Below are 16155 nucleotides of genomic sequence, written 5' to 3' on the forward strand. Positions count from 1 at the left end.
ACCGGCTAAAGACGAGGTCCGAAGTGCCGGGTGAGGATTCGGTAGCCCAGTTCGTGAAGGTGGTGGTGCTCGGGCCAGCGGGTGCGGGTCCAGACCGGATCGGTGTGGGCGGCGATGATCGCGGCCGTCGTGGACGCGTGCAGATCGAACTCCAGATCGCGGCCGAGTTCGGCGACGGCAACCGGGTCGCGGGCGTCGCCGATCCGCCCGATCGCGGTGGCGACCTGTTCGTCCGCGTCCCGCAGGATCCGGCGGTACGAACCCGGAAGCACTGCCCACAGCACCGCAATCGCCACCGCCACGCCGAGCACGGTTTCGAGAAGCCGGTCCCGGGTGACGACCATGAGGTCGACGTGGGTCCCGAGGCCGCCGAGCACGAGAGCGAGCGGGGTGATGAACATCATCGCCAGCCCGTAGTTGCGGACGAGGAACGCCTCGATCCCCGCCATCAGAACCGCCACGACGAGCACCAGCGCGGCCGCCGACAGATCGAGCGACGCCAGCGCCGCGAAGAGAACCAGACCGAGCACCGTTCCGACGAACCGGTGCAGCCCGCGATACGTTCCGAGCACACGGTCCGGACCCTGATGCAGGATCATCGCCGCGGTGATCACCGCCCAGTCGGGCCGTCCGACACCCAGCCCCAGCGCCAGGAGACCGGCCGCCGGGCACGCAACCAGCAGTCGCGCGACGATGGTCCAGGACCGCCCCCGCAGATGGGCCGCCCGCGCGAGCCGGTAGCGGATGGACGACCGCGCCAGCGGCACCTGCGGTCGGAGGTCGTCGACAGGCGAGGCGTGATCGGATTCGCGGCCGGTCACTGCGGCCGCGAAGCGCAGATGCGCCGACCGCAACGAGCGAGTCAGCGGGTGGTCACGGCCGACGAGGGCGGCGTCGTGGAGGCACTGCCACGCGGCGTGCAGCGACCGCACCGCGTCCCGGCGGGCCGTCGGCGACCGCGTGCCGGAGAGCGCGGCGTCGACGGCAGCGACCGCGGTCCCGACAGCGACACGCTCGGGGGTGCGCGGACGCACCACCGCACCCGCCATCGACACGATCAACGCCGACGCCGCCCCCACCGCCGACCAGGCCAGCACCTCCGTCACGGCGACACCGAGCGCGGGCAGCGCGGACGAGATCTCCACGGTGAGCAGGGGAAGGAAGGCACCCGGCGCCCCGAGTCGCAGTCCGTCGACGACGAAAGCACAGACCGCGACGACGACGGTCATCGCCAGGACCAGCGCCATCCACCACAGCGCGGAGCCGCCCGCCGCTGTCGCGTCGTGCACGAAAGCGCCGACCGCGGCGCCCACACCGGCCAGCAGCACCATCACCGCGGCCGCGATCGACACCACACGCCACCGCACCCGGTAGGCACGGCCCTCGCCGTAGACGACGGCGAACGCACCCAACGTCGCGGTCGCGGCGACCGCCGGATGTCCGAGCGCGACTCCGGCGAGCGCCGGCAACGCGACGGCCACCCCGGCACGCACCACACCCGGCCACCGGCGCCCCTGCCGGGGCACCCCGAGAAGCAACGATCGTGCCGGGGCCGGCGCAGGGATCGGCACACCGGGGTCCCGCGACCCGGTTCCTCGATCCTGCGCACCTACCGACACGAGCACACAGAATACGAGGGGGCGGGTCCCTCCAGACAGGCGATGAGGTGCATCTCACGTCCTGCCCACGTGAGTGGCAACGAGTGCTCCGTGACGCTTTGCCACTCACCTGGGGTTGGTGCCGACGACGACGGTGGCGCCCATCTCGTCCGAACTCTCGACCCGGGTCGTCAACCCCGCATCCGCGAATGCCGCGGCGGTGCGCGGCGCCTGCCTCTCGCTGGTCTCGATGAGGAGATGCCCGCCGGGCGCGAGCCAACTCCGCGCCCCGGCGGTCACCCGGCGCTGGATGTCGAGGCCGTCCGTGCCGCCGTCGAGCGAGACCCGCGGTTCGTGGAGCCGCGCCTCCGGCGGCATCAACCGGATCGCCTCGGTGGGGACGTACGGCGCGTTGGCGACCAGGATGTCGACGCGTCCCGTCAACGAGGTCGGCAACGGCGCGTACAGATCGCCCTCGAAGACCCGGCCGGGGTCCGGAACGTTGCGCCGTGCGCACCGAACGGCGACGGGGTCGATGTCGACCGCATACAACTCCATCCGATCGAGGGCGTCGGCCAGCGCGGCCCCGACCGCCCCCGAACCGCAGCACAGGTCGACCACGACAGCGTTCGGCGGCGCGAGGGCGGCGGCCTGCTCGACGAGGAACGCGGTGCGGCGGCGGGGCACGAACACCCGCGGATCCACCTCGATCCGCAGCCCGCAGAACTCGGCCCAGCCGAGGACGTGCTCGAGGGGCACGCCGGCGACGCGACGGTCCAGCATCGAGGAAAGTTCGTCCGACGTCCGGGCGGCCGAGACGATCAACCGGGCCTCGTCCTCGGCGAACACACAACCGGCGGCGCGCAGCCTCGTGACGAGGACGAATTCGAGGGACGGTGACAGAGACACTGACATGGGAGAGCCTTTCGGAATGCCGATGGGCGCTCTCCCGGTCACCTTATGTCGGTAAGACCGCGCGGTCGCGGAGTGAGAGCACCCGACCTGGACGAACGGACACGGGTCTCACCTCCTCGATTGGGATCCTGCTCGGACTGGCCACACTACCGGCACCCACCGCCGCCGGGCAGCGGAATTACCGGGTCACCCCCGGTTGCTCGCCGCCGGGACCCGCGGCCGCGCGGACGATACGATCGTCGCCGTCACAGGCCTCGAAAGGAATCTCACGCCCCATGCGCCGCACCCTTGCTCTGACCGCCCTCACCGTCTGCTCCGCGGCGATCCTCACCGCGTGCGGTGGCGACACCGACACCGCAGCATCCGAGACGACCTCCGCTTCCGCCTCCGTGGCGGCGCGGACCACCGCTGCGACGGCCCCCGGAAGCCGCGTGTTCGCCGTCGCCGACGACCCGCAGACCGCCGCCGACTACCTGACCTACCTGCGCGCGAACGGCCAGACCGTCACCGACGACGACCTGGCGGTGCATCAGGCCGGCGAGATCTGCACTGCGCTCGACGCGGGCAAGACCCTCGACCAGGTGCGTGAGGAGTGGGTGCCGATGCTCACCAACGACGGCGTCTACCCGTACATCATCGGCGCGATCACCCGGTACTGCCCCGATCACGAGAACGTCCTCAACTAGTAGGCGCTTCGCGCCCGTGCGCCTTTCTGGTTGCTGCCGCTACCAAAAAGGCGCACGGGAATTTATTTCCCGAGCGGGTGTTACACACCATGAAGTAGTTGAAGAATCAATTACCTGAGTACGAGGAGACACCCCATGCCTGCCGTGACGGTCGACAACATCCTTGCCCTGCCGCGTATCGACGCACCTGCCCCCGGCGCCGTCGACCGCCCGATCCGGTCGCTCACCACAGCACCGGTCGGATACGAGGGCGAGGGCTTCCCGGTGCGCCGCGCGTTCGCCGGCATCGACCTGTCCGCCCTCGACCCGTTCATCCACATGGACCAGATGGGTGAGGTCGACTACGCACCCGGCGAACCCAAGGGCACGCCGTGGCATCCGCACCGCGGCTTCGAGACCGTCACCTACATGATCGACGGGATCATGGAACACCAGGATTCCAACGGCGGCGGCGGGACCATCGGCGGCGGCGACACGCAGTGGATGACCGCGGGTGGCGGCATCCTGCACATCGAGACCCCGCCCGAGCACCTGGTGCTGAGCGGCGGCCTGTTCCACGGCGTCCAACTGTGGGTCAACCTGCCGCGCGACAACAAGATGGCCGCGCCCCGCTACCAGGACATCACGGGGCAGAAGGTGGCCCTGCTGTCGTCGGCGGACGGCGGCGCTCTCGTTCGCGTGATCGCCGGTGACGTCGACGGCCACCATGGTCCCGGGTCCACGTACACGCCGATCAGTCTCGTCCACGCGACGGTCGCGCCGGGCGCGAGCCTGAAGCTGCCGTGGAACCCCGAATTCAACGCGCTCGCTTACGTTCTCGCGGGCGAGGGACTCGTCGGCCCGGAGCGCAGGCCGATCCGGATGGGCCAGACCGCGGTCTACGGGCGCGGCGACACCCTGACGATCGCCGCGGCCGACACCCAGGACTCGCGGACCGAGTCGTTCGAGGTATTCGTCCTCGGCGGCAAGCCGATCCGGGAGCCAGTCGCGATGGCCGGACCGTTCGTCATGAACACCCGGGCCGAGGTGATGCAGGCGTTCGAGGACTTCCAGGCCGGGCGGTTGGGTTCCGTTCCCGCGGCGCACGAAACGCTGAGCTGACGCCAGGTGAGTGGCAATGCGTGCCGGAGCACACAGTGCCACTCACGTGCGGAGGTGGATTCTCGCGTCGATGCGGTGGATTCGCAGATCGTCCGGGGGAATCCGGAACGTCTCGACAACCCGGACCGTGACGAGGGTGCGGCCGAACAGTCCGGCATCGAGGAGGTAGTCGGCGGTGACGTCGTCGCCGTCGACCGACCACACGCAGTCGCGGATCGCCCGGATCAGCCGGTACTGGGGGCCGCCGGACAGGCTTCGGCGCAGGTGATTTCCGGAGAATGCCGTCTTCAGGCCCACCTCGTACCGGACCGCCCGCGGTTCGATGGGCACCGCGTTTCCGTCGTGGCTGAGCAACGCGTCCAGGTAGGCCCGGGCGACATCGACCTGTGTGTTCATGTCAGTAGTCGAACATCTCGGCCGACGCGAGCACCAGGGTTTCCGCGTCGCCGCAGCTGGGCGCGGACGCCGCGACCGACGCCGTGAGCCGATTGCTGCGTTTGTCCCGTTCACCGACCGGGCTCGACGGCAGGTTGGTGTCGAACACGGCACCCGGATAGAAGTAGTAGTGGCACGAGAGCGCGTCCCGGAAGAAGGTGAACGGCTTGCCGTCGAGTTCGACCGCCTCGGGTCCGCCGATGCGTGGCGGTTCCGGCGACAACGCCAGTTGCACGGACGCGTCGGTGCCGCCTCGGAGTGTCAGCAGGCATTCGTAGGGGCGGCTGCCCGGCGCGAACGTCTCGATGCCCCGCTCGGACATCTTCTCGACCACGCGGCACGGATCCTGCTGCGCGAGAGGGATATCCGAGCCTGTTCGGGCCGGGGAACGCAGTCGGTCCGTCACGGATCCGAGCACCGTGCGCGCCTCGGCGCAGTCGTCGCCGGCGGCGGAATCACCCGTCCCGCCCGCCCCGTCGAGATACGACACATGGCCCCAGCGCGCCGCGACACCGACCTGCGGTCCCGGCACCGTGGGCAGCGAGAAGTAGAGGGTGCACGTCCCCGGGAGCGCGCCGACCGCGGGCCGCACCTCGATGCCGTCCGTCGCCGTCCCGGCTCCGGTGCGCTCGGTGGGTTCGCGCTCGCCCACCGTCACCTCCACCCAGACGGGGTTGGCGGGGGTGCCACGCGGAGGCACCAACTCGGCGTGGCACGTCGAGAGGTCGCCGACGAGCCCGAAGGCGGTGACCTGTCCGAACGACCCCACCAGATCCTCGTCGAGCAGCCCGCACGGCGCGATCCCGCGGGCCGCGGCGGCGACGGCCAGTTCCGCCCGGGTGTGTTCGCTGACCGGCCTGCCGTAGATCGGCTCACCGACTCCGACGACGCCCGGCGACCCCTCGACCGTGCCGGAACACGCCACCAGGAGTACCACAAAAAGGGCGATGACCAGCGGAGATACCACCGTCGCGCTGCGGCCCACCGGTCTCTCCTCACTCGTACTTCGAACCCCGGCACGCGAACGACGACGCCCGGAGTACAGTGCTGAGTATGCAGCGCGCACTCCTCCTTGGTTGCCGCGACGGGGTCTGATCCAGACTGGCTTCCCGTCGCGGGGTTTTTCGTGCGCCGGTCGACACAGCCGTTGGACTCAGAAAGTCCACATCGAACCTGGAGATCAATCCCATGTCCCCCGCTGACGCCTTTACCTCCGGAACGCGCACCATCACGCCGCCTTCCAAGCCTGCTCCCTCCGATCAGCCGGAATGGAACACGCAGAAGAATTCGTCGATGCCGACGTTCCGCTACCGCTCCTTCTCCGAGGAAGTGGAGCCGGTGTCGCTGCCGGATCGCACGTGGCCCGACAAGGTCATCGACCGCGCCCCGCAGTGGTGCGCCGTCGACCTCCGCGACGGCAATCAGGCGCTGATCGACCCGATGAGCCCCGCCCGCAAGCGCCGCATGTTCGAACTGCTGGTGCGGATGGGCTACAAGGAGATCGAGGTCGGGTTCCCGTCCGCGAGTCAGACGGACTTCGACTTCGTCCGCGAGATCATCGAAGACGGAGCGATCCCCGACGACGTCACCATCCAGGTGCTGACGCAGTCCCGGCCGGAGCTGATCAAGCGCACGTTCGAGGCCTGCGAGGGCGCCAACAAGGTGATCGTCCACTTCTACAATTCGACGTCCATCCTGCAGCGCCGGGTGGTGTTCAAGGCCGAGCGCGACGTAATCAAGAAGATCGCGACCGACGCGGCGACCCTGGCCCTCGAAGAGGCGAAGAAGTACCCGGACACGCAGTGGCGCTGGGAGTACTCCCCCGAGTCGTACACGGGCACCGAACTGGAGTACGCCAAGGAGGTGTGCGACGCCGTCACGGAGGTGCTGCAGCCGACGCCGCAGAACCCGGTGATCCTCAACCTGCCCGCCACCGTCGAGATGGCGACGCCGAACGTGTACGCCGACTCCATCGAGTGGATGCACCGCAACCTGGCGCGTCGCGACTCGGTCATCCTGTCGCTGCACCCCCACAACGACCGCGGCACGGGCGTGGCCGCAGCCGAACTCGGCTACCAGGCCGGCGCCGACCGCATCGAGGGCTGCCTGTTCGGCAACGGTGAGCGCACCGGCAACGTGTGCCTGGTCACGCTCGGGCTCAACATGTTCACCCGGGGCGTCGACCCGCAGATCGACTTCTCCAACATCGACGAGATCCGCCGCACCGTCGAGTACTGCAACCAGCTGCCCGTCCACGAGCGTCACCCGTACGGCGGCGACCTCGTGTACACCGCGTTCTCCGGCAGCCACCAGGACGCGATCAACAAGGGCCTCGACGCGATGAAGTTCGACGCCGACTCCCAGGACGCCGACGTCGACGACATCCTGTGGGCGGTTCCGTACCTGCCGATCGACCCGAAGGACGTGGGCCGCACGTACGAGGCCGTCATCCGCGTCAACTCGCAGTCCGGCAAGGGCGGCGTCGCGTACATCATGAAGGCCGATCACGGGCTGGTGCTGCCGCGCCGCCTGCAGATCGAGTTCTCGCAGGCCGTCCAGCGGATCACGGACGGCGAGGGCGGCGAGGTGTCGCCCAAGGAGATGTGGGACGTCTTCCACGAGGAGTACCTGGCGCCGATCACTCCGCTCGAGCGGATGAAGCAGAAGGTCACGGCGGCCGAGGAGGACGGCGGCACCGACTCCATCACCGCGACGGTGAAGGTGAACGGCAAGGAGCACGAGATCTCGGGTTCGGGTAACGGCCCGCTCGCCGCGTTCGTCGACGCCCTCGCGACGATCGACTTCGACGTGCGTGTGCTCGACTACTCCGAGCACGCCATGTCGGCCGGCGACGATGCCCAGGCGGCCGCTTACGTCGAGTGCGCCGTGACCGCTCCCGACGGACGGAACACCGTGGTCTGGGGTGTCGGCATCGCGACGTCGATCACCACCGCGTCGCTGCGCGCCGTCGTCTCGGCGGTCAACCGGGCGCACTGACCGCTCTCGCTCCCCCGCTGCCGCAGGCGCGCACCCCGCGCACCTGCGGCAGCGTCGTATCCGGCCCGGAAAAAGGCTCCTTCTCCGGCTCCGGGTGACTACCCTGGTAACGGAGTCCACACCGGACCCGAACCGCCTCGGACCCTTCGGGGGGCGTCGTGAATCTGGCAATTCCACAGCATCTCCCGGTCCGTCCGTATCCGGCCCGGCGCCGCCGCAAGGGTGGCTTCTTCTACAAGATGATCACGACGACGGACCCCAAGGACCTGGGCATTCTGTACCTGATCACGTCGTTCGCGTTCTTCATGGCCGGTGGCTTGATGGCCCTGCTGATCCGCGGCGAACTCGCGGTCCCGGGGCTGCAATTCCTGTCGAACGAGCAGTACAACCAGTTGTTCACGATGCACGGCACGATCATGCTGCTGCTGTATGCGACGCCGATCGTGTTCGGGTTCGCCAACTACATCCTGCCGCTGCAGATCGGCGCCCCCGACGTGGCGTTTCCCCGCCTCAACGCGTTCAGCTACTGGGCGTTCCTGTTCGGCGGCACCATCGCGATCGCCGGGTTCATCACGCCGGGTGGCGCCGCGGACTTCGGCTGGACGGCGTACTCGCCGCTGACGAGCACATTGCATTCGCCGGGTGTCGGCGCCGACCTCTGGATCATGGGGCTGGCACTGTCCGGTCTCGGCACCATCCTCGGCGGCGTCAACATGATCACCACCGTCATCTGCCTGCGCGCCCCGGGCATGATCATGTTCCGGATGCCGATCTTCACGTGGAACATCTTCATCACCAGCATCCTCATCCTGGTGGCGTTCCCCATCCTCACTGCAGCGCTGATGGGCCTGTTCGTCGACCGTCACCTCGGCGCCAACCTTTACGACCCGGCGACGGGTGGTGTGTTGCTGTGGCAGCATCTGTTCTGGTTCTTCGGCCACCCGGAGGTGTACATCGTCGCGCTGCCGTTCTTCGGCATCGTGTCGGAGATCTTCCCGGTGTTCAGCCGCAAGCCGCTGTTCGGGTACAGCGGTCTCGTCTACGCTACGATCGCCATCGCGGCCCTGTCGATCGCGGTGTGGGCGCACCACATGTACGCCACCGGCGCGGTCCTGTTGCCGTTCTTCTCGTTCATGACGTTCCTGATCGCCGTCCCGACGGGTGTGAAGATCTTCAACTGGATCGGCACCATGTGGAAGGGGCAGCTGACGTTCGAGACGCCCATGCTGTTCTCGCTCGGCTTCCTGATCACATTCATCTTCGGCGGCCTCACCGGCGTCATCCTCGCGAGCCCGCCGCTGGACTTCCACGTCACGGACAGCTACTTCGTGATCGCCCACTTCCACTACGTCCTGTTCGGGACGATCGTGTTCGCCACCTACGCCGGCATCTACTTCTGGTTCCCGAAGATGACCGGGCGAATGCTGGACGAACGGCTCGGCAAGTGGCACTTCTGGACCACGTTCACCGGTTTCCACGGCACGTTCCTCGTCCAGCACTGGCTCGGCGCCGAGGGGATGCCCCGTCGCTACGCCGACTACCTGCCCTCGGACGGGTTCACCGTCCTCAACTCGGTCTCGACGGTGTTCGCGTTCGTCCTGGGCGCGTCGACGGTGCCGTTCGTCTGGAACGTCTTCAAGAGCTACCGGTACGGCGAGGTGGTCACGGTGGACGACCCGTGGGGTTTCGGCAACTCGCTCGAGTGGGCAACCAGCTGCCCGCCGCCGCGGCACAACTTCACCGAGTTGCCGCGCATCCGCTCCGAGCGTCCGGCGTTCGAACTGCACTACCCGCACATGGTCGACCGGATGCACCGCGAAGCGCACGTGGGCGTGCGGGGCGCGGTGGCGCACGCAACCGAACCGGCGTCCGCGGACCCGAAGGTAAACCGCCAGTAACTTCTGCGTGAAAGTTCGCTTCCCCGAGAACATCTCGACAAACCGGACGAAAGCGACTCTGTGACAACGGGTTGCAGACACCTCGTCGGCGGACGCCCAGCTCGACGGAAATTCAGCCTTCTTACTCTCTCGTAGGGTCGACACGCAAGTCCTTGAAGACTTGACAAGCCGATCGGGGCCTCGCGGAAGTTACGCGCGGGTACAAATTTTCGACGTTATGCTCGCATTCCCCGAGCATCGGTCCTGCAATGACGCAGGTTCGACGATCGCGTTCGGGGCGCCCCTGGTGTTAGTTCGAGTGGGTTGTGCAGGGGTGCACGTGTCCGCGAAGGCGGCACCCAGTCCTCGGCGGACATGGCCTTGGCCATCGAAACACTCTGCGGATCAATGAGTTTTACGGAAACGGAGCGATAACAGATGTTCAAGCGAATAGCGATAGTCAACCGCGGCGAGGCGGCGGTCCGCCTGATTCGTGCCGTGCGCGAATTGAACGCCGAACACAACTACGGCATCCGGACGATCGCCCTTCACACCGAGGCAGAACGCCGCGCGATGTTCGTTCGCCAAGCCGACGAAGGTGTGTGCTTGCGCACAGTCAAGACCGGCACCGCCTACCTCGATCACGCCGAGCTGGCCCGCGCGCTGCGCGAGAGCAAGGCCGACGCCGTGTGGGTGGGCTGGGGCTTCGTCGCCGAGGACCCCGCGTTCGTCGAGGTGTGCGAGCAGCTGGGCATCACGTTCATCGGCCCGCCCGCCGAGGCGATGCGCCTGCTGGGCGACAAGGTCGAGGCCAAGCTCCTCGCCGAGAAGGTGGACGTCCCGGTCGCACCGTGGAGCGGTGGCCCCGTCTCCACGCGCGCCGACGCCCGCCGCCACGCCCAGGCCATCGGCTACCCGCTCATCATCAAGGCCCGCTCCGGTGGCGGCGGCCGCGGCATCCGCAAGGTCTGGTCCGAGGACGAACTCGAAGTCGCGCTCGAGCGCACCCAGGGTGAGGCCCAGCGGTCCTTCGGCGACCCGGTCGTGTTCATCGAACGTCTGGTCACCGACGCACGCCACGTCGAGGTACAGGTGATCGCCGACAACTTCGGCAACGTCTGGGCTCCCGGTGTTCGCGACTGCTCCATCCAGCGCAAGAACCAGAAGGTCATCGAGGAGTCGAGCTCGCCGCTCCTCACCGCCGACCAGTCGAACCACCTGCGTGCCGTCTCCGCCGAGCTCGTGCGCGCCGCCGGTTACCGCGGCGCGGGCACCGTCGAGTACCTGTACCAGCCCGAGCAGAAGACGTTCACGTTCCTCGAGGTCAACACCCGCCTCCAGGTCGAACACCCCATCACCGAGGCCACCACGGGCATCGACCTGGTGAAGCTGCAGATCCTCGTCGCCAGCGGTGAGCCGCTCGTCGGCGACTGCCCGCCCGAGTTCGGTCACGCCGTCGAAGCCCGCCTCAACGCGGAGGACGCCGCCAACGGCTTCGCCCCCGCGCCCGGCGCCGTGCAACTGCTCAAGTTCCCCCTCGGCAGCGGACTCCGCGTCGACACCGGCATCGCCCAGGGCGACGTCATCCCGCCCGACTACGACTCGATGGTCGCCAAGGTCATCGCCTGGGGACGCGACCGCTCCGAGGCGCTCGCGCGTCTGCGCACCGCTCTCCGCGAGACCACCGTCGTGCTGCAGGGCGGCACCACCACCAAGTCGTTCCTGCTGGACCTGCTGGACCGCGAAGAGGTCATCTCCGCGTCTGCGGACACCGGCTGGCTGGACCGCACCGACGCCGGCACCTCGAACGTCCCGACCCGGACCGCGGACGTCGCCCTGATCGCCGCCGCCATCGACGTCTACGACGCCGAGGAGAAACTCGAGCGGGAGGCGTTCCTCTCGTCCGCTCGCGGTGGACGCCCCCGCGCGGGTCACGCCATCGGCCGCAAGGTGGAGCTCAGCTACCAGGGTCAGGCCTACGGCCTCACCGTCACGCAGGTCGGCGCCCACAGCTACCGCGTCGACGGGGACGCCCCCGAGACCGAGGTCGAGGTCGACCGGCTCAGCGAGTTCGAGAGCCGCCTGGTGATCGCCGACCGCCGTCACCACGTCGTCTCCGTCGCAGGCCGCGCCCAGTACCTCGTCGAGGTCGACGGCATCAGCCACCAGATCAGCCAGGACGAGGCCGGTGTCGTCCGCGCCCCCGCTCCCGCAGTCGTGGTCGCGGTGCCCGTGTCCGTCGGCGACGAGGTCGAGGTCGGCGCCACGCTGGTCGTGCTCGAAAGCATGAAGATGGAGACCGCGGTCCGCGCCCCCGTCGCAGGCCGGGTGCGGGAAGTTCTCGCCATGGTCAACTCCCAGGTCGACGCCGGTACCGCGCTGCTGCGCGTCGAGGAGAGCTCCGAGGAGTCCACCGCTCCGAAGGCGCCCCGCGTCCAGTTCGAGCTCGGCGCACCCGCGTCGCACGGCAACACCCGGGCCGACGCCCTCGAGCAGATCGACGCGCTCGCCGCGCTGCTCACCGGTTACGACGTCAGCGCGAAGCGGGCCGGAGTGCTCCTCGCCGATTACGAGAAGCTGCGCGCCGAGATCGCGGGCGACCCGGACCTCGTGCAGGCGGAACTCGCCCTGCTGAACACGTTCGCGGACATCTGCGAGATCGGACGTAACCGCCCCACCGCAGCCGAGGAGGACGGTGACGAGCGCGTCCACAGCCCGCGCGAGCACTTCCACACCTACCTCCACACCCTCGACGTCGAACTCGAGGGCCTGCCGGAGTCGTTCACGACTCGGTTGTCGCGGGCGCTGCGTCACTACGACGTCACCGACCTCGAGCGCACCGCCGAGCTGGAAGAGGCGGTCTACCGCCTGTTCCTCGCGCAGCAGCGCATGGACAACCAGGTTCCCGTCATCGCCGCCCTGCTCGACCGGTGGCTGAACGACGGCAACGCTTCGGTCCGCGCACCCAGCGGACTCGGCGAGGTTCTGGACCGGCTCATCATCGCCACCCAGGTCCGTTACCCGGTGATCGGCAACGTCGCCCGCAACGTACGGTTCCGGTACTTCGACGAGCCGCAGATCCGCAAGGCCCGCGAGCAGGTGTACGACGGTGTCCGCGGCAGCCTCGAGTACCTCGCCGAGAACCCCGGCGCCCCGGACTACCAGGAACGTCTCGAGGCCCTGGTCGCCACCCCGCAGTCGCTGACCGAACTCCTCGGACAGCGGATCGCGCGCAAGAGCAACACCGTCGGGCCGCTGCTCGAGGTCGTCACCCGCCGCTACTACGACATCCGCACGCTCGAGGACGTCACGTCCTTCGACCGCGACGGACGCCGTTTCGTCACCGGCAACTTCGACCTGCGCGGGGAGCGTCTGAACCTCGTCTCCGCCGTCGCCGACTACGCCGAGCTGCCCGGTGCACTCGACGAGATCAACGCTGTCGCCGCGGTGAACCCGGAGAACCTCGTCCTCGACCTGTACCTGTCGTGGACGGCACCGCCCGCCGACCCGGACACCATGTCCGCCGACCTGCGGAAGGCCCTGGCGTCCCTGCCGCTGGCCGCCACCTGCCGCCGCGTCACGGTCTCCGTCTTCGGCGGCACCGACGTCGATGTCCGCAAGTTCACATTCCGTCCGGACGCGGGTGTCCTGGCGGAGGAAACGCTGATCCGGGACATGCACCCGCTCACCGGCCAGCGACTCGACCTGTGGCGCCTGAAGAACTTCGACGGCACCCGCCTCCCCGCGGTCGCCGAGACGTTCCTGTTCAACCTGGTCTCGCGCGACAACCCCACCGACGAACGCCTCATCGCGCTCGCCGAGGTCCGCGACATCACGCCGGTCCGCAACGAGGACGGCCAGGTCGTCGGTGTTCCCGCCGCGGAACGCGTGCTGCAGTCGTGCCTCGACGGCATCCGCCGGGCGCAGGCCACCCGCGGCAGCAAGCGCAAGCTCGACGCCAACCGCGTCGTGCTGTACGTGTGGCCGAAGATCGACGTCCCGGTCGAGGACCTCGAGGCGTTCGCCCGGGTCGCGGCACCGCTCACCGCGGGCGCCGGCCTCGAGGAGATCACCGTCATCGCCCGGCTCCAGGGTGAGCCCGGCACGGAGTCGCGGGAGAAGGCTCTCCGCTTCTCCTACCGCACCGGCGCGGGCGTGGTCGTCAAGGTCACCGAACCGCCGACCGAGCCGCTGCAGCCGCTCGACGCGTACACCCAGAAGGTCCGCAGCTCCCGTGCTCGCGGCACCGTCTACCCGTACGAGCTGATCCCGCTGCTCACCGGCCGCGACGGCAGCTTCGTCGAGCACGACCTGGACGAGTCGGGCCAGTTGGTACCCGTCGAGCGTCCGTACGGGCAGAACAAGGCCGGCCTCGTCGTCGGTCTGGTCACCGCCCGCACCGACCGGCACCCCGAGGGCATGACCCGCGTCGCACTGTTCGGTGACCCGACGAAGGCCCTCGGCACCGTCGCGGAAGCCGAGTGCGCCCGCCTCGTCGCCGGTGTCGACCTGGCCGAGAAGCTGGGTGTCCCGGTCGAGTGGTTCGCGCTGTCTTCCGGCGCGACGATCTCCATGGACAGCGGCACCGAGAACATGGACTGGGTGTCCCGCGGTCTGCGTCGCCTCATCACGTTCACGCAGGACGGTGGCGAGGTCAACGTGATCGTGGCCGGCATCAACGTCGGTGCGCAGCCCTACTGGAACGCCGAAGCCACGATGCTGATGCACACCAAGGGCATCCTGGTGATGACGCCGGACAGCGCCATGGTGCTCACCGGCAAGAATTCGCTCGACTACTCGGGTGGCGTCTCGGCCGAGGACAACTTCGGCATCGGTGGTTACGACCGCGTGATGGGCCCCAACGGTGAGGCGCAGTACTGGGCGCCGAACCTGCCCGCCGCGTGCGAGATCCTGTTCGCGCACTACGACCACGCGTACGTCGTTGCCGGGGAACGCTTCCCGCGCCGGGCGCAGACCAGCGACCCGATCGGGCGCGACGTGCGGTCCTTCCCGCACGTCCACCCGTCCAGCGACTTCACCACGGTCGGCGACATCTTCTCCTCGGAGACGAACCCGGAACGCAAGAAGCCGTTCGACATTCGCACGGTGATGCGTTCGCTCGTCGACCAGGACCACGCGGTGCTGGAGCGGTGGGCCGACATGGCGGACGCCGACACGTCCGTCGTGTTCGACGCACACCTCGGCGGCTACCCGGTGAGCGTCATCGGCATCGAGTCGCGGGCCATCGCCCGCAAGGGATGGTCGCCGGCCAACGGTCCCGACCAGTGGACCGCGGGCACCCTGTTCCCGCAGTCGTCGAAGAAGACGGCCCGGGCGATCAACGCCGCCAGCGGAAGCCGTCCGCTCGTGGTGCTGGCCAACCTGTCCGGCTTCGACGGGTCCCCGGACTCGCTCCGCCACATCCAGCTCGAGTACGGTGCCGAAATCGGCCGCGCCATCGTCAATTTCGACGGCCCGATCGTGTTCTGCGTCGTCTCCCGCTACCACGGTGGCGCGTTCGTGGTGTTCTCCGGAGCACTGAACGACAACATGGAGGTCCTCGCGGTCGAGGGCTCGTTCGCGTCCGTCCTCGGTGGTGCCCCCGCCGCGGCCGTCGTGTTCACCCGTGAGGTCAACTCGCGAGTGGCAGCCGACCCGTCGATCCGGGAGCTCGAGGCCAACCTGGCGGGCGCCCAGAACGACGCCCAGCAGGCTCACCTGCGGGTCGAGCTGGCAGCCCAGCAGGCTGCGGTGCGCAACGAGAAGCTCGGTGAGGTCGCGGCCGAGTTCGAGGCCGTGCACAACATCCAGCGGGCACAGCGGGTCGGTTCCGTCGACGCCGTCATCCCTGCCGTGGAGCTGCGTCCGTACATCATCGGTGCGGTCGAGCGCGGCATGCGCCGGGCGGTCGAAGCCGGCAAGTAGTCCCCACCCGAACGGCCGCGGCACCTACCGGTGTCGCGGCCGTTCGGTGTTTCGCGGGGGTGTGTTGCGGGGTGTGGCCCAATGTCACCGCGGTCTGGTCACGCTGCACCGATGTCACATCGGTCGCCGCATTTCACCTGTTTCGGATGACGCGGGCCGCGGCAGCCGGTGCGATAGTCAGCGCAGAGTGAATTCGACTGTGAATGGAGCGCTGCAATGGACTCTTTCTGGGACTTTCTCTGGGTGATCATCGTCACCTTCGGCTTCGTGGCCTACCTGATCCTGTTGTTCTCCATCATCACCGACCTGTTCCGCGACCATACGACGTCGGGCTGGGTGAAGGCCATCTGGATCGTCTTCCTGTTCTTCGTCCCGCTGCTGACCGCGCTCGTGTATCTCATCACCCGGAGCAAGGGCATGGCCGAGCGGTCGATGGCCGCCGCACAGGAGGCGAAGCAGGCGCAGGACAGCTACATCCGCTCCGTCGCGGGCAAGTCCTCGGCCGAGCAGATCGCCGACGCGAAGGCACTCCTCGATTCCGGCACCATCACGCAGGCGGAGTACGAGACGCTGAAGGCGAAGGCACTGAGCAGCTGAGCACCCGTTTCCCCGGAAGGCCCG

Annotated in this window: 10 protein-coding genes; 6 read left to right on the forward strand and 4 right to left on the reverse strand. The window is 68.5% G+C overall.

Annotated elements, in window-relative coordinates; all coding sequences use genetic code 11:
- Positions 1 to 5 precede the first annotated feature (5 nt).
- Together H0B43_RS15470 and H0B43_RS15475 are read right to left on the reverse strand one after the other, a co-directional pair.
- Positions 6 to 1571: an FUSC family protein gene (locus H0B43_RS15470; RefSeq protein ID WP_185727119.1), complete on the reverse strand. Its 1566-nt coding sequence runs from the start codon at positions 1569 to 1571 to the stop codon at positions 6 to 8.
- Positions 1572 to 1724: 153 nt separating this feature from the next.
- Positions 1725 to 2513 (reverse strand): putative protein N(5)-glutamine methyltransferase, encoded by a 789-nt coding sequence (locus H0B43_RS15475; RefSeq protein WP_185727118.1) that lies wholly within the window; start codon positions 2511 to 2513, stop codon positions 1725 to 1727.
- Positions 2514 to 2788: 275 nt separating this feature from the next.
- On the opposite strand from H0B43_RS15475, the gene H0B43_RS15480 reads away from it, so the two are divergent.
- Entirely contained in the window at positions 2789 to 3199 is a 411-nt protein-coding gene (locus H0B43_RS15480) for a DUF732 domain-containing protein (protein WP_185727117.1), read from the forward strand.
- A gap of 135 nt (positions 3200 to 3334) precedes the next feature.
- Positions 3335 to 4300 (forward strand): pirin family protein, encoded by a 966-nt coding sequence (locus H0B43_RS15485; RefSeq protein WP_185727116.1) that lies wholly within the window; start codon positions 3335 to 3337, stop codon positions 4298 to 4300.
- A 42-nt stretch (positions 4301 to 4342) separates the two neighbouring features.
- On the opposite strand, the gene H0B43_RS15490 is transcribed toward H0B43_RS15485, so the two are convergent.
- Both H0B43_RS15490 and H0B43_RS15495 read right to left on the reverse strand, forming a co-directional pair.
- A complete protein-coding gene (locus H0B43_RS15490) occupies positions 4343 to 4696 on the reverse strand; it encodes a hypothetical protein (protein ID WP_185727115.1) in 354 nt (117 codons plus the stop codon).
- A gap of 1 nt (position 4697) precedes the next feature.
- Entirely contained in the window at positions 4698 to 5720 is a 1023-nt protein-coding gene (locus tag H0B43_RS15495; protein ID WP_185727114.1) for a hypothetical protein, read from the reverse strand.
- A gap of 203 nt (positions 5721 to 5923) precedes the next feature.
- On the opposite strand from H0B43_RS15495, the gene leuA reads away from it, so the two are divergent.
- The 4 genes from leuA (at position 5924) to H0B43_RS15515 (ending at position 16131) form a co-directional block, all read left to right on the forward strand.
- On the forward strand, positions 5924 to 7732 hold the full coding sequence (gene leuA, locus H0B43_RS15500; protein ID WP_185727113.1) for a 2-isopropylmalate synthase: 1809 nt from the start codon (positions 5924 to 5926) through the stop codon (positions 7730 to 7732).
- Between the two features lie 158 nt (positions 7733 to 7890).
- Positions 7891 to 9630, forward strand: a complete 1740-nt coding sequence (gene ctaD, locus H0B43_RS15505) for a cytochrome c oxidase subunit I (protein ID WP_185727112.1) — start codon at positions 7891 to 7893, stop codon at positions 9628 to 9630.
- A 417-nt stretch (positions 9631 to 10047) separates the two neighbouring features.
- Positions 10048 to 15534 (forward strand): biotin carboxylase N-terminal domain-containing protein, encoded by a 5487-nt coding sequence (locus tag H0B43_RS15510; protein WP_185727111.1) that lies wholly within the window; start codon positions 10048 to 10050, stop codon positions 15532 to 15534.
- Between the two features lie 216 nt (positions 15535 to 15750).
- Positions 15751 to 16131: an SHOCT domain-containing protein gene (locus tag H0B43_RS15515; protein ID WP_185727110.1), complete on the forward strand. Its 381-nt coding sequence runs from the start codon at positions 15751 to 15753 to the stop codon at positions 16129 to 16131.
- The last annotated feature ends 24 nt before the right edge of the window (positions 16132 to 16155 follow it).

It is taken from the genome of Rhodococcus sp. 4CII, assembly GCF_014256275.1.
Classification (GTDB): domain Bacteria; phylum Actinomycetota; class Actinomycetes; order Mycobacteriales; family Mycobacteriaceae; genus Rhodococcus_F; species Rhodococcus_F wratislaviensis_A.

Bases quoted from the DNA above. Each gene is read 5' to 3' on its own strand.
- H0B43_RS15510 (WP_185727111.1), top strand. From the start codon at position 10,048: ATGTTCAAGCGAATAGCGATAGTCAACCGCGGCGAGGCGGCGGTCCGC.
- H0B43_RS15475 (WP_185727118.1), bottom strand. From the start codon at position 2,513: ATGTCAGTGTCTCTGTCACCGTCCCTCGAATTCGTCCTCGTCACGAGG.
- H0B43_RS15490 (WP_185727115.1), bottom strand. From the start codon at position 4,696: ATGAACACACAGGTCGATGTCGCCCGGGCCTACCTGGACGCGTTGCTC.
- leuA (WP_185727113.1), top strand. From the start codon at position 5,924: ATGTCCCCCGCTGACGCCTTTACCTCCGGAACGCGCACCATCACGCCG.
- H0B43_RS15515 (WP_185727110.1), top strand. From the start codon at position 15,751: ATGGACTCTTTCTGGGACTTTCTCTGGGTGATCATCGTCACCTTCGGC.
- H0B43_RS15480 (WP_185727117.1), top strand. From the start codon at position 2,789: ATGCGCCGCACCCTTGCTCTGACCGCCCTCACCGTCTGCTCCGCGGCG.
- H0B43_RS15485 (WP_185727116.1), top strand. From the start codon at position 3,335: ATGCCTGCCGTGACGGTCGACAACATCCTTGCCCTGCCGCGTATCGAC.